The sequence below is a fragment of the Brachybacterium sp. 107 genome (assembly GCF_052379725.1).
Classification (GTDB): domain Bacteria; phylum Actinomycetota; class Actinomycetes; order Actinomycetales; family Dermabacteraceae; genus Brachybacterium.
In genome coordinates this window covers 1-12249 of sequence record NZ_JBQSYW010000012.1, presented here as the reverse complement: position 1 = coordinate 12249, position 12249 = coordinate 1, and the positions used below count along the sequence as shown (strand labels likewise).

12 protein-coding genes are annotated in these 12249 nt (G+C 70.5%); 5 read left to right on the top strand and 7 right to left on the bottom strand.

Annotation, left to right across the window (positions count from 1 at the left end; genetic code table 11):
- Nucleotides 1–49: 49 nt before the first annotated feature.
- On the top strand, nt 50–994 hold the full coding sequence (locus tag ACT3UL_RS13135) for a hypothetical protein (RefSeq protein WP_444578705.1): 945 nt from the start codon (nt 50–52) through the stop codon (nt 992–994).
- 97 nt (nt 995–1091) lie between these two features.
- On the opposite strand, the gene ACT3UL_RS13130 is transcribed toward ACT3UL_RS13135, so the two are convergent.
- Entirely contained in the window at nt 1092–2381 is a 1290-nt protein-coding gene (locus tag ACT3UL_RS13130; protein WP_444578704.1) for an MFS transporter, read from the bottom strand.
- 409 nt (nt 2382–2790) lie between these two features.
- Between ACT3UL_RS13130 and dapD the strand changes: the two genes are divergently transcribed.
- The 3 genes from dapD (at nt 2791) to ACT3UL_RS13115 (ending at nt 5580) form a co-directional block, all read left to right on the top strand.
- Entirely contained in the window at nt 2791–3795 is a 1005-nt protein-coding gene (gene dapD, locus ACT3UL_RS13125) for a 2,3,4,5-tetrahydropyridine-2,6-dicarboxylate N-succinyltransferase (protein ID WP_444578703.1), read from the top strand.
- Nucleotides 3796–3814: 19 nt separating this feature from the next.
- On the top strand, nt 3815–4750 hold the full coding sequence (locus ACT3UL_RS13120; RefSeq protein ID WP_444578702.1) for a hypothetical protein: 936 nt from the start codon (nt 3815–3817) through the stop codon (nt 4748–4750).
- 140 nt (nt 4751–4890) lie between these two features.
- Nucleotides 4891–5580 carry a glycerophosphodiester phosphodiesterase gene (locus ACT3UL_RS13115; RefSeq protein WP_444578701.1) on the top strand — a complete coding sequence of 230 codons (690 nt, stop codon included), beginning with the start codon at nt 4891–4893 and terminating at the stop codon, nt 5578–5580.
- 129 nt (nt 5581–5709) lie between these two features.
- Here the strand turns inward: ACT3UL_RS13115 and ACT3UL_RS13110 are convergent, their stop codons facing one another.
- From ACT3UL_RS13110 to fdxA, 3 genes are read right to left on the bottom strand one after another with little or no spacing between them, the layout of a single operon-like run.
- Nucleotides 5710–7062: a citrate synthase gene (locus ACT3UL_RS13110; protein WP_444578700.1), complete on the bottom strand. Its 1353-nt coding sequence runs from the start codon at nt 7060–7062 to the stop codon at nt 5710–5712.
- A 52-nt stretch (nt 7063–7114) separates the two neighbouring features.
- Nucleotides 7115–8365, bottom strand: coding sequence for a succinyldiaminopimelate transaminase (dapC, locus tag ACT3UL_RS13105; protein ID WP_444578699.1), 1251 nt, complete (start codon nt 8363–8365; stop codon nt 7115–7117).
- A gap of 3 nt (nt 8366–8368) precedes the next feature.
- A complete protein-coding gene (gene fdxA, locus ACT3UL_RS13100; protein WP_444578698.1) occupies nt 8369–8698 on the bottom strand; it encodes a ferredoxin in 330 nt (109 codons plus the stop codon).
- Between the two features lie 126 nt (nt 8699–8824).
- Between fdxA and ACT3UL_RS13095 the strand changes: the two genes are divergently transcribed.
- Nucleotides 8825–9163, top strand: a complete 339-nt coding sequence (locus ACT3UL_RS13095) for a putative acetyltransferase (RefSeq protein WP_444578697.1) — start codon at nt 8825–8827, stop codon at nt 9161–9163.
- Here ACT3UL_RS13095 and ACT3UL_RS13090 read toward each other — a convergent pair.
- The 3 genes from ACT3UL_RS13090 to typA are packed head-to-tail and all read right to left on the bottom strand — an operon-like array spanning nt 9084 to nt 12047.
- A complete protein-coding gene (locus tag ACT3UL_RS13090; protein WP_444578696.1) occupies nt 9084–9683 on the bottom strand; it encodes a CDP-alcohol phosphatidyltransferase family protein in 600 nt (199 codons plus the stop codon). The two genes, ACT3UL_RS13095 and ACT3UL_RS13090, sit on opposite strands and share 80 nt — an antisense overlap.
- Nucleotides 9680–10120 (bottom strand): hypothetical protein, encoded by a 441-nt coding sequence (locus ACT3UL_RS13085; RefSeq protein ID WP_444578695.1) that lies wholly within the window; start codon nt 10118–10120, stop codon nt 9680–9682. The genes ACT3UL_RS13090 and ACT3UL_RS13085 overlap by 4 nt, the downstream gene beginning before the upstream one ends.
- A 4-nt stretch (nt 10121–10124) precedes the next feature.
- Nucleotides 10125–12047 carry a translational GTPase TypA gene (gene typA / locus ACT3UL_RS13080; protein ID WP_444578694.1) on the bottom strand — a complete coding sequence of 641 codons (1923 nt, stop codon included), beginning with the start codon at nt 12045–12047 and terminating at the stop codon, nt 10125–10127.
- Between the last annotated feature and the right edge of the window lie 202 nt (nt 12048–12249).

Below are 12249 nucleotides of genomic sequence, written 5' to 3'. Positions count from 1 at the left end.
CGCGAGCAGATCCGCTCCTGGACGGTCCCTGTCTGGGAGAATATGTGGCATGACGAACATCCCGCTGCCGCCGCCGAAGCACCTCCAGCACGGTGCTCCTGCCGTTCCCGCGGGCCCGTTCGGCGGCAAGCACGCTGCACGGATCCGGGCGATCGCGAGCTCGAGCCAGCTGCCCACGGAGCGTGCGCGGGCCGATGCGATCGTCATGACGGCATGGCTGACCACGACCCAGCGTGCCCGGTACGCGCCCTCCCTGCGCGCCGAGGGGCGGGGCGAGGACTTCGTGGAACATCTGGCCGATGAGCGCCGGGTGGTGCTCGAGGAGGGCGCCGATCCGCACGCCGACGAGCTGGACTCCGCATCCCGAGCGGAGCGCACCGCACGGCAGCTCCCCCTGCGGATCCTCGAGACGCTCCTGGTGCTCGGCGCCCTGGCCTTCTTCGCGGTCGCGGCTCTGCGCACCGAGTACGGCGCCGGAATGAGCCGTGACGCCCTGCCCGCCGGCCTCGTCCCGCTCCTCGTGGGCACCGTGCTGTGTCTGATCGCGGCGGCCGTAGTGGGCGCTGTCGCGACCCGCCGGCGTGACAGCCTGCTGCTGGACTGGGCGGTCTCCCGGCCCGGTCAGCTGGGTCGCGGCCTCCCGCTGCGCCGACCGCTGCAGGGCGGCTCCGTGGGACCCGCCCTCCTGCGCGGGGTGGGCCCCGCCGTCCTCGTCGCGAGCGGGATCATCGCGATCTGCGTGGGCGCCGCCATCCTCCTGATCACGCTGCTCAGCGACGCCGACTCCGACGCCACCACGCTCGCCCTGTGGCTGCTGGGCGGCGGGGTGCTCGCCCTGCTCCTGGCCGTGATCGCGGTGCAGCTGCGCGGCCGACGGCTCGAGCAGATCGTGCGCCGGGCCCGCGCCGCGGAGTGGTTCGGCGCCCAGGGCGCGGAGCTGGACGCAGAGCAGGACCCGGACCTGCTCGACGACACCGGGCTCGCGGAGTCCTGAGCCCCCGCCCCCACCGAGCAGTCCCCGCACCCGGCACTGGGGCCCGATCCTCCGCGAGCCCCCAGTCCTCCGCAGGCTCCCAGTCCTCCGCCGGCTCTCAGTCCTCCGCAGGCTCTCGGTCCTCCGCGGCCAGCCCCTGCTCACGGGCATAGGACTCCCATCGTGAGGCGACCGGGACGCGGCGCAGGTCCTTCCCGACGAACACCACGAGGGCACCGAGCCCGATGATGACGGCGAAGAGAAGCATGGTGGGACGTGGACCGGCCAGCTCGAGCCCCCACCCGGCGAGAGCCGGGGCGAGCGGCATGAGCCCCATCGCGACCATCCCCATCAGCGCACCGATCCGTCCCTGCATGGAGACCGGGGTGATGTGCATGAAGAAGCCCTGGGCGCCGGCGTTCAGCGGAGCGAGACCGATCCCCATCACGGCATAGGCCGCGGCGATCGCGACCATCCCCGACGCGAAGGGGACGAACACCCCTGCCACGGTCATCAACAGCATCGGCACCATGATCAGCAGGCCGGTGGACACCCGATCCACCAGTCGCGGCGCGAGGAAGGCGCCGAGCAGGATCGAGGTCGCGAACACCGTGTTCAGAAGACCGATGCGGCCCGTGGGAACGCCGCTCGCCGTGAGGTGCAGCAGCACCGTCAGCAGAAGTCCGTTCGAGCCGAGGTTCACCAAGGTGGCGACCGCGAGGAGCTGGATGCGCACCCGCTGAGAGAGCGTCCAGGCCACGGCCTCGCGCAGATCGTCCCGGACCCTGGTGGGCGCGGAATCCTCGGCCCGCGGGAGGTAGCGGCCGCGCATCCGCCAGGTCGCGAGCACGGAGCCGAGGTTGCCCAGCAGCTGCGCGAGCGGAGGGAACACCACGGAGAGGCCCACGAGGGTGCCGCCGAGCGGTCCGGCGGCCATCTCCACCGCGGCATCGCGCCCCTCGTTGACGGCGGCGGCGCGCGCCAGCTGGGACGGCCGGACGATCTGCTTGAGCATCGCGTCGGATGCGGCACCGAGCAGAGCCGCCCGGAAACGGTCGAGGAACGCGATCACCGCGAGCACCGCCGCACTCCCCCACCCCGCCAGGAGCACCACGATCAGGAGGGCCTGCAGGATCGCCCCGGTGGACCCTGCGAGGAGCCGCAGCCTGCGCCTCCCGAAGCGATCGGCCAGCAAGCCACCGGGGATCATCCCCATCAAGCCGCCGATCCCCTGGATCATGCCGACCAGGCCGGTCGCCGCGAGCGAACCGGTCACCACGAGAGTCACCAGTGGGAAGGCGAAGGTGCCGATGCCCGTGCCCAGCTCGAGGCAGATGTCTCCGACCAGCCAGCGGCGGTACTCGGCATTGCGGCGCAGGGGCTCCGGCGCTGGAGCGGTGGTCGTCATGTCGAGAACAGTAGACCGGCACGACCACGCCTCGACGTCCACCGGGCGCGCGTCTCAGGAGCAGTTGCAGGCCCTTGCTCAGCCGCTGCGTCTCGAGACAACACAACGTGTGGGACGTCGTGGTGCTGCTCGCGCAGCCGACCTCGCCGCAGACCTGGGGATCCTCGCGTACGCCCAGGCTTCAGAAGCAACGACCCTGGCTGTCTTCGACTGGATGCGGTCGGCGTGGGCCTCGATCGCCGAGCTGCCAGTGCGGCAAAGCCCGACGCCAGGTCGCGGTTCGGGCTGATCTGACCGATACCGGACGGCTGTCACGTCAACGACTCCGGGCCGCGCCAGTATGTGCTGTTCCCCGCTGACCGTAGGGCAGAACGGGTATTCCCCAGCTCGTGCTTCGTAAACTGACCCCATGACCACGACGACGCCCTCTCCCGCCACCCACGCCTGGGGCATCGGCCTGGCAACACTCGCCGCCGACGGCTCCACGCTGGACACCTGGTACCCCGCCCCGCAGCTCGGCGAGGCCCCCGTCGCCCCGGAGTCCGAGCCGCTCCACGCGCAGCTGGCCGCCGCCGCCCGCGCCGACGACGTGCGCGCCACCACCCAGGAGGTCGTGGTGCGCGCGATCGACCTCGCCTCCGCCCCGGAGGACGCCTCCGATGCCTACCTGCGCCTGCACCTGCTCTCCCATCGTCTCGTGCAGCCCAACGCCCAGAACCTCGACGGGCTCTTCGGGAAGCTCACCAACGTCGTGTGGACCTCCGAGGGCCCGTGCGCCGTGGCCGGCTTCGAGCAGACCCGTCTGCGCCTGATCGCCGCCGGCCGCACCCCCACCGTGCTCAGCGTCGACAAGTTCCCGCGCATGGTCGACTACGTCCTCCCCTCCGGGGTGCGCATCGGCGATGCGGACCGGGTGCGCCTGGGCGCCCACCTCGCCGAGGGCACCACCGTGATGCACGAGGGCTTCGTGAACTTCAACGCCGGCACGCTGGGCACCTCGATGGTCGAGGGCCGCATCTCCCAGGGCGTCATCGTCGAGGACGGGTCCGACGTGGGCGGCGGCGCCTCCACCATGGGCACCCTCTCCGGCGGCGGCACCGAGCGCGTGCGCATCGGCAAGCGCGCCCTCGTGGGCGCCGAGGCCGGCATCGGCATCGCGCTCGGTGACGACAGCGTGGTCGAGGCGGGTCTGTACCTCACCGCCGGCACGAAGGTCGAGGTCGTCGGCGAGAAGAAGCAACAGAGCCAGCAGGGCACCAGCACCAGCACCAGCGAGCTGCACATCGTCAAGGCCCGTGACCTCTCCGGGGTCCCGAACCTGCTGTTCCGTCGCAACTCCCTGACCGGCGCCGTGCAGGCGGTGGCCCGCGAGGGTCAGACCGTCGAGCTCAACGCCGCCCTGCACGCGAACTGATCGGACGAGGGAGCACGAGATGGCGCGACGCACGGGCCGGCAGGGCTCGTTCACCCGCCATCTCGTGATCCCCTTGGTGATGGTTCTGCTGTTCGCCGGGATCGCCGGCGGCTCGTACCTCGCTCTGCAGCGCTACGGCTCCCCCGCGCACACCGGGACCTGCACGGCGAGCGGGCTGGGCACCTCGCACCGCTACTCGACCGAGCAGACGGCGAATGCCGCGCTGATCAGCGCCGTGGCCGTGGACCGCGGTCTGCCGCCGCGCGCCGCCTCGATCGCCCTGGCGACCGCGTTCCAGGAATCGCAGCTGCGCAACATCGAGCACGGTGACCGCGATTCGATCGGCCTGTTCCAGCAGCGCCCCTCGCAGGGCTGGGGCACCCAGGAGCAGATCCTGGACCCGATGTACTCCACGAACGCCTTCTACGACGTGCTGGAGACGGTCGACGGCTACGCGAGCGCCGACATCAACGACGTCGCCCAGCGGGTCCAGCGCTCGGGATACCCCGAGGCGTACCGCGATCACGAGACCGAAGGGCGGCTGTACGCCTCGGCCCTGACGGGCCAGTCGGGGGCCAACCTCGTGTGCACCCTGGACGACGTCGGCTCCACCGTCTCCCCCGAGCAGCTGCGCGCCGAGCTGTCCCGGCAGTTCCCCCGCCTGAGCGAGGCGGGCAGGCTCACCTCCGCGCTGTCCGGAGCCTCGTCCTCCGCGCCGCAGGTGCCGGAGACCGCGGGCGCCACGGCACTGGTGATCAGCACCGATGGGGACACGACCATCGGCTGGGCGATGGCCAACTGGGCAGTCGCCCGTGCGGCGGACGACGGCGTGGTCCAGGTGTCCTACCAGGGACGCACCTGGGACCGGTCGCTGCGCGGCGAGGAGGCGGCGACCTGGTCAGCCGTCGACGGCGGCGACCCGGACCAGATCGTGGTGCTCGTCAGCGGGTCCTGACCGCCGTCGGGCCGACGCCGGCTCCCTCGCGGCGAGAGGTCCTGGCGGTGCGAGGTCCAGGCAGCGCGAGATCCCGAGAGCACGGGGTCCCGACAGCACGGGGTCCCGACAGCACGGGGTTCCCGCGTAGCCTCTCCCCCATGAGCGACCCCCTGCCCGTCCCGCAGCCCGCCCCGCAGATCGTCGCCCACCGCGGTGACCCGATCCACGAGGTCGAGAACACCCTCGCCGCGATCCGGCGTGCCCATCGCGACGGCGCGGAGATGGTCGAGGTCGACCTCCGGCTCACGGCCGACGGGGACTGCGTGCTGCTGCACGATGCGACCACCGCCCGCCTGTGGGGGATCGACCGTCCGGTGCGGGAGCAGCGCACCTCGGAGCTGCCCGAGGGGATCCCGCTGCTCCGCGACGCCCTGGCCGCCGCTCCGGTGCGGCTGCTGCTGGACATCCCCGACGACGACCCCGTCTCCGATCTCGCGCGCGCGGCCGTGCATGTGGTGCGCGAGGCCGGGGCCGACGTCGCGTTCTGCGGCGAGGAGACCGCGATGCAGGCGGTGCGGGCCGCGGACCAGGGCGCTGAGATCCGGCTGACGTGGAATACCCTCGACCCGCTCCCCGATGAGCTCGTCGAGCAGCTGCGGCCGAGCTCCTGGAATCCGTCGCACGAGCTCGTGGACGCGGCATCGATCGTGCTCGCCCGGGCTCAGGGCCTCGCCGTGACCTGCTGGACGGTCGACGACATCTCTCGGGCGCGCGAGCTCGCCGCTCTCGGGGTCGACGCGATCACCTCGAACCGGGCCGGAGAGCTGCGCGCCACGCTGAACGGCTGATCAGCACAGCCGGCACAGTCAGGACAGCCAGCACCGTCAGCACCGACGACGAGTCCCTGACCTCGACGCCCCGCGCGAGGGGCCGAAGTCAGGGTCGTCGTGCGCGCTCCGGCGCGGGTCGTGCAGGGATCAGTCGCGGCCGTCGAGATCCGCCTTGAGCCCCGCGAGGCGCAGCTCGCTGGTGCCGGTGCGCCCCGTCATGGGCACGTAGGTCCGCTCGGCGTGACCGGTGTAGATCTGGCGCGGCCGCCCGATCTTGGTCTCGGGATCGTGGACCATCTCCTGCCACTGGGCGATCCAGCCGGGCAGGCGACCGATCGCGAACAGGACGGTGAACATCTCCGTCGGGAAGCCGATCGCCTTGTAGATCAGGCCCGTGTAGAAGTCGACGTTCGGGTAGAGCTTGCGCTCCACGAAGTAGTCGTCCTGCAGGGCGATCTCCTCGAGCTTCATCGCGAGCTCGAGGCGCTCGTCGTGGACACCGAGGCGTTCGAGCACCTGATCGGCGATCTTCTTCACGATGCGGGCACGCGGATCGTAGTTCTTGTAGACCCGGTGGCCGAAGCCCATGAGCCGGATCCCGTCCTCCTTGTTCTTCACCTTCTCCATGAAGTCGCGCGGGTCCATGTTCTCGGCCTGGATCTGGTCGAGCATGTCCATCACCGCGGCGTTGGCACCGCCGTGGGCAGGGCCCGAGAGCGCGCCGATGCCGGCGGCGATCGAGGTGAACAGGTTCGCCTGCGAGGAGCCCACGAGGCGCACTGCCGAGGTCGAGCAGTTCTGCTCGTGGTCGGCGTGGAGGATCAGCAGCTGCTCCATCGCGCGGACCACGACCGGGTCGGCGATGTAGTCCTCGACAGGGAAGCCGAAGGTCAGGCGCAGGAAGTTCTCGATCAACGAGAGCCGGTTGTCCGGGTACAGCAGCGCATGGCCCTGGGCGATGCGGTGCGCATAGGCGGCCATCGTGGGCAGCTTCGCGAGCAGCCGCACGGAGGACAGCCGCACCTGCTCCTCGTCGAAGGGGTCCAGCGAGTCCTGGTAGAAGGTCGACAGCGCCGAGGTGCCCGCCTGCAGCACGGCCATCGGGTGGGCGTCGCGCGGGTAGCCGTCGAACATGCGCTTGAAGCGCTCGTCCAGCAGCGTGCGACGCTCGACCTGCGCCTCGAAGTTGTCGAGCTGGCCGTTGGTGGGCAGCTCACCGTTGATGAGCAGGTAAGAGACCTCGAGGAAGGAGGACTTCTCCGCGAGCTGCTCGATCGGGTACCCGCGGTAGCGCAGGATGCCCTCGTCGCCGTCGATGAAGGTGATCGCCGACTTGGCGTTCGCGGTGTTCATGAAGCCGGGATCGTAGGTGACCTCGCCGGTCTCCTTGCGCAGCGGGCCGATCGAGATGCCCGAGTTCCCCTCGACAGCAGGGACGATCGGCAGCTCGAGGGACTTCTCCCCGTGCGTGAGCTGGGCAGAGGGGTTCGCGTGATCCATGGGCTCTCCGTTGTGCAGTATCGGATCGGTGGGTGCGCTCGGGGCGCAGGGTTCAGAGGCGCGCGAGGCGCCGGGCGGCGGCGGTGATCCGCTCGTCGGTCGCGGTCAGGGCGACGCGGACGGAGTTCGCGCCCCCCTCACCATAGAACATCCCCGGGGCCACGAGGACCCCGAGGTCAGCGAGACGTTCGACGCTGGTCATCGAGTCCTCACCGAAGGTCGTCCACAGGTACAGGCCGGCCTGGGAGCCGTGGATCGTGCCTCCGGCGGCCCGCAGCGCGGGCTCGAGGATCGCGCGGCGCGAGCGATAGATCTCGCGCTGCGCGGCCACGGCGCCGTCATCGCCGAGGGCGACCGTCATCGCCGCCTGCATCGGCCCGGGGAGCATCATGCCGGCCTGCTTGCGCACGGCCACCAGCTCCCCGACCAATGCGGGGTCACCGGCGACGAACGCCGCACGGTAACCCGCCAGGTTGGACTGCTTGGACAGCGAGTACACGCACAGCACCCCGTCGAGGTCACCGCCGTTCACGCGCGGATCCAGCACCGAGGGGACCTCGTCGACCGTCCATGGCAGCAGGGCGTAGCACTCGTCGGAGGCCACGACGATGCCGTGGCCGCGGGCCCAGCTGAGGATCGCCGCCAGCTGCTGCGCCGTGAGGACCTCCCCGGTCGGGTTCGACGGGGAGTTCAGCCAGAGCAGACGGATGCGTTCCGCATCGGCCGATTCGGGCAGCGCCGCATCGCCGCGCGCCGCGAGCTCCGCCATGTCGATCGCCAGCGGCTCGGCGCCGACGAACCGTGCGCCGATGTCGTACGTCGGGTAGGCGATGTGCGGGAACGCGACGACGTCTCCTGCACCGATGCCGAGCTGGAAGGGAAGGTGCGCGACGAGCTCCTTGGAGCCGACGGTGGGCAGCACGCCGTCGACTCCGAGGTGCTCGGGAGCGGCACGGTGGCGGCGCACGAAGTCCACGAGGGCCTCACGGAGGGCCGGGGTGCCGATCGTGGTCGGGTATCCGGAGCTGTCCGCGGCGGCGGCGAGCGCCTGCTGCACGGACGCCGGGGTGGGATCCACCGGGGTGCCCACGGAGAGATCGACGAGGCCCTCCGGATGGGCCGACGCTCGCCGCTTCGCGTCGGCCAGCGCATCCCAGGGGAAGGCAGGGAGCCGTGCCGCGAGGCCACGACGGGTGGCGCCGTCGGCAGCCTGAGGAGCCAGGTCAGAGGACGCGGCCAGGTCAGAGGGAGCGGCCAGATCAGAGGACGCTGCCAGATCAGAGGGCCGGGGCATGTCGGTCATGGATCAGGCCAGCGGATTGGTCTGCGGCGGCAGGGCCTCGATGAGCGGGTGATCCTTGTCGATCACGCCCATCTTCGCGGCGCCGCCGGGAGCACCGAGGTCGTCGAAGAAGTCGACGTTGGCGTTGTAGTAGTCGGCCCACTGGTCCGGGGTGTCGTCCTCGTAGAAGATCGCCTCGACGGGACACACGGGCTCGCACGCTCCGCAGTCCACGCACTCGTCGGGCTGGATGTACAGCATGCGATTGCCCTCGTAGATGCAGTCCACGGGGCACTCGTCGACGCAGGCACGGTCCTTCACGTCGACGCAGGGCAGGGCGATGACGTAGGTCATGGGCAGCATCCTTCCGGCAGGGAGACGTCCCCATTCTGTCATCCCGGGCCTGCCCGGTCCGTCCGATCGAGGCCCCCGATGGCGGACGTGACACGACGAACACCTCGTGCGCGCTAGCCTCGTGGGATGACCAGGCACGACGAGCACCACGGCGATCCCTCTGACGACCCCCGGGACCATCTCCCGCAGGATCCTCGGGTGCGCGCCGGCTGGGCACCGTTCCTCCGGCCCGGGACGCGGGTGGTGCTGCGCTACGCGATCGACCGGGAGGCTTCCCCGCACGGGGAGTCGATGAGTGATGCCCTGGGCACGATCCTGGAGGCCGACGAGGGGACCATCGAGGTGATGACACGGCGCGGCGCGATGCGGATCCCGCGGGCCCTGGTCATCGCCGCGAAGGAGGTTCCTCCCCCGCCGGTGCGCCGCCCTCGGGCAGCTCCTGAGCCCGGGCCCGGGTCGCCCTGAGGATGTAGTCGACGGCGGAGAGCACGTGCAGCACCACCGAGATCCACAGCAGCACCTGCACCGCGCCGAGCAGGTCCGGCGCCCAGGCCGCCGCGACCACCAGCAGGAACACCGAGGCCATCAGCGCGAACGTGCGCACCTTCCCGATCCGGGACACTCCGAGCCTGCCGCCCAGCGCCGCGCGCGTGGCGAGGAGCACCATCGCGACATCGGCGACGACGATGATGATCAGCGCCGACCAGGGCAGGAGCCCCGCGACCGCCAGGGTGGCCGTGATGGCGGCGAGCCCCAGCCGGTCCGCGATCGGGTCGATGATCTCGCCCGTGCGGCTGGTCTGGTCGAGCGCGCGAGCCAGCATCCCATCGATCCAGTCGGTCGACGCCCAGGCCAGGAGCAGCACCACGGTGAGGGTGTCCGGGCCCTGCAGCAGCAGCGCGCACACTGGCGCCAGCAGCACGAACCGCACGAGGGTGACGAGGTTCGGGATCGTCGCCCAGTCGTGACGCCGGGGCGTGCTCATGAGCGCCGACGTCGCCGCAGCGTGATGACCAGCAGTACGAGGAACGGGATGGCGATTCCGAGACCCTGCACGATCCATCCGGAATACTGCGGCTGGTCGCCGATGACGGCCGGCATCAGCACGCCTCCGCCGGCGCCGTTGCCCAGGAACGGCGCCGCGAGGAGCCCCCACAGTCCGCCGAGCACCAGCAGCGGCAGCCGAGCCCCGGTCGCCGCGTAGAGGAACACGCAGGCGACGATCTGGAACAGGGCGCCGAAGAGCAGCCCGGCCGGGAGCGTCAGGCCGAGCACATCCAGCTGCAGCCGATGCGTCGTGATCATCAGCAGCACCGAGATCACCGTCAGCACGACCCCCATCACCACCTGGAGGATCCGGGCGGGGATGGAGGTCGTGTCGACCGTCGTGGGCCTCGTCGGCCGAGGACTCGCGTCCGTCACGGGATCACTTCCCGGACTTGGCCTTCGACCGGGCGCGGTTGCGCTCGTTGGCGTCGAGGAGGACCTTGCGGATCCGGATGACCTCAGGGGTGACCTCGACGCACTCGTCGTCATTGGTGAACTCGAGGGACTCCTCGAGCGTGAGGCGGCGCGGCGGCACGAGGTTCTCGAAGGAGTCCGACGATGCTGCACGCATGTTCGTCAGCTTCTTCTCCTTCGTGATGTTCACGTCCATGTCCTCGTTGCGCGAGTTCTCGCCGACGATCTGGCCCGCGTACACCTCGGAGGTGGGCTCGACGAAGAACGAGCCGCGCTCCTGGAGGTTGATCATCGCGAAGGGGGTGACGGTGCCGGCGCGGTCGGCGACCAGCGAGCCCGTGGCGCGGAACTCGATGTTCCCCATCCACGGCTCGAAACCGTCGGCGTAGGACGAGGCGATGCCGTTGCCGCGGGTCTCGGTCATGAACCGGGTGCGGAAGCCGATCAGGCCGCGCGAGGGGACGGTGAACTCCATGCGCACCCAGCCGGAGCCGTGGTTGCTCATGGTCTCCATGCGGCCCTTGCGCGATGCCATCAGCTGGGTGACGGTGCCGAGATACTCCTCGGGCACGTCGACCGTCATGCGCTCGACCGGCTCGTGCTTGTGGCCGTCGATGTCGCGGGTGAGCACCTTCGGCTTGCCGACGGTGAGCTCGAAGCCCTCACGACGCATCTGCTCGACCAGGATCGACAGGGCGAGCTCGCCGCGGCCCTGCACTTCCCAGGCGTCGGGACGCTCGGTCGGGAGCACCTTCAGGGAGACGTTGCCGACCAGCTCGGAGTCCAGACGGTCCTTGACCTGGCGGGCGGTGAGCTTGTGGCCCTTGCCGTTCTTGCCGGCCAGCGGGGAGGTGTTGATGCCGATCGTCATCGAGATCGCGGGATCGTCGATGGTGATCAGCGGCAGCGGGCGCGGATCCGAGAGGTCGGCGAGGGTCTCACCGATCATGATCTCGGGGATGCCGGCCACGGCGACGATGTCGCCCGGACGGGCCACATCGGTCATCGGCACCCGGGTCAGGCCCTTGGTCTCGAGCAGCTCGGTGATCTTGACCTGCTTGGTGGTCCCGTCCTGCGTGCACCAGGCAACCTGCTGACCCTTGGCCAGCTCGCCGTTCTTGATGCGCAGCAGCGCGAGACGGCCCAGGAAGGGCGAGGCGTCGAGGTTGGTGACGTGCGCCTGCAGCGGCATCTCGTCGTCGTAGCTCGGGGCGGGGATCGACTCGAGGATCGTCTTGAACAGCGGCTCGACGGTCTCCTCCTCGGGGAGGGTGCCGTCGGCGGGCTGGACGGTCGACGCGCGACCGGCCTTGCCGGAGGCGTAGACGACGGGAACGTCGAGGACGGCGTCGAGGTCGATGTCGGGCATCTCCTCGGCGAGGTCGGAGGCCAGGCCCAGCAGCAGGTCGGTGGCCTCGCCGACGACCTCTTCGATGCGGGCATCGGGGCGGTCGACCTTGTTGACCACGAGGATCACGGGGAGCTTCGCGGCCAGCGCCTTGCGCAGCACGAAGCGGGTCTGGGGCAGCGGGCCCTCGGAGGAGTCCACGAGCAGCACGACGCCGTCGACCATGGACAGGCCGCGCTCGACCTCGCCGCCGAAGTCGGCGTGCCCCGGGGTGTCGATGACGTTGATGGTGATGCCATCTGGCTCGCCGATCTCTGCGGCCGACGGGCCGACATAGCGGATCGCCGTGTTCTTCGCGAGGATGGTGATGCCCTTCTCGCGCTCCAGCTCGCCCGAGTCCATCGCCCGCTCGTCGTGCTTGTCGTGGTCGCTGAACGCGCCACCCTGGGTCAGCATGGCGTCGACGAGCGTGGTCTTGCCGTGGTCGACGTGGGCGACGATGGCGACGTTTCGCAGGTCGTTGCGGAGGCGGAGAGTCATACGCGAGGGCTCGTTTCAGGTTGCGCGGCGGGTCGGGGACCGTGCAGCGCCTGACCGCACCGCTGTGCGGCCCGCTCCAGGGCCTCGGTGAGTCTATCGGCCCGGAGCACAAAGGTCAGTGGTCTGTCGATGAGACGTTCGACGCTGTACCGGGCTCCGGAGGGAAAGAAGCGCGCCCCGACCCAATACACCGCCCCGGCCC

What these genes read in the sequence shown, in the direction of transcription:
- ACT3UL_RS13135 (WP_444578705.1), top strand. Translation starts at nt 50, where the DNA reads ATGACGAACATCCCGCTGCCGCCGCCGAAGCACCTCCAGCACGGTGCT.
- ACT3UL_RS13130 (WP_444578704.1), bottom strand. Translation starts at nt 2,381, where the DNA reads ATGACGACCACCGCTCCAGCGCCGGAGCCCCTGCGCCGCAATGCCGAG.
- dapD (WP_444578703.1), top strand. Translation starts at nt 2,791, where the DNA reads ATGACCACGACGACGCCCTCTCCCGCCACCCACGCCTGGGGCATCGGC.
- ACT3UL_RS13120 (WP_444578702.1), top strand. Translation starts at nt 3,815, where the DNA reads ATGGCGCGACGCACGGGCCGGCAGGGCTCGTTCACCCGCCATCTCGTG.
- ACT3UL_RS13115 (WP_444578701.1), top strand. Translation starts at nt 4,891, where the DNA reads ATGAGCGACCCCCTGCCCGTCCCGCAGCCCGCCCCGCAGATCGTCGCC.
- ACT3UL_RS13110 (WP_444578700.1), bottom strand. Translation starts at nt 7,062, where the DNA reads ATGGATCACGCGAACCCCTCTGCCCAGCTCACGCACGGGGAGAAGTCC.
- dapC (WP_444578699.1), bottom strand. Translation starts at nt 8,365, where the DNA reads ATGACCGACATGCCCCGGCCCTCTGATCTGGCAGCGTCCTCTGATCTG.
- fdxA (WP_444578698.1), bottom strand. Translation starts at nt 8,698, where the DNA reads ATGACCTACGTCATCGCCCTGCCCTGCGTCGACGTGAAGGACCGTGCC.
- ACT3UL_RS13095 (WP_444578697.1), top strand. Translation starts at nt 8,825, where the DNA reads ATGACCAGGCACGACGAGCACCACGGCGATCCCTCTGACGACCCCCGG.
- ACT3UL_RS13090 (WP_444578696.1), bottom strand. Translation starts at nt 9,683, where the DNA reads ATGAGCACGCCCCGGCGTCACGACTGGGCGACGATCCCGAACCTCGTC.
- typA (WP_444578694.1), bottom strand. Translation starts at nt 12,047, where the DNA reads ATGACTCTCCGCCTCCGCAACGACCTGCGAAACGTCGCCATCGTCGCC.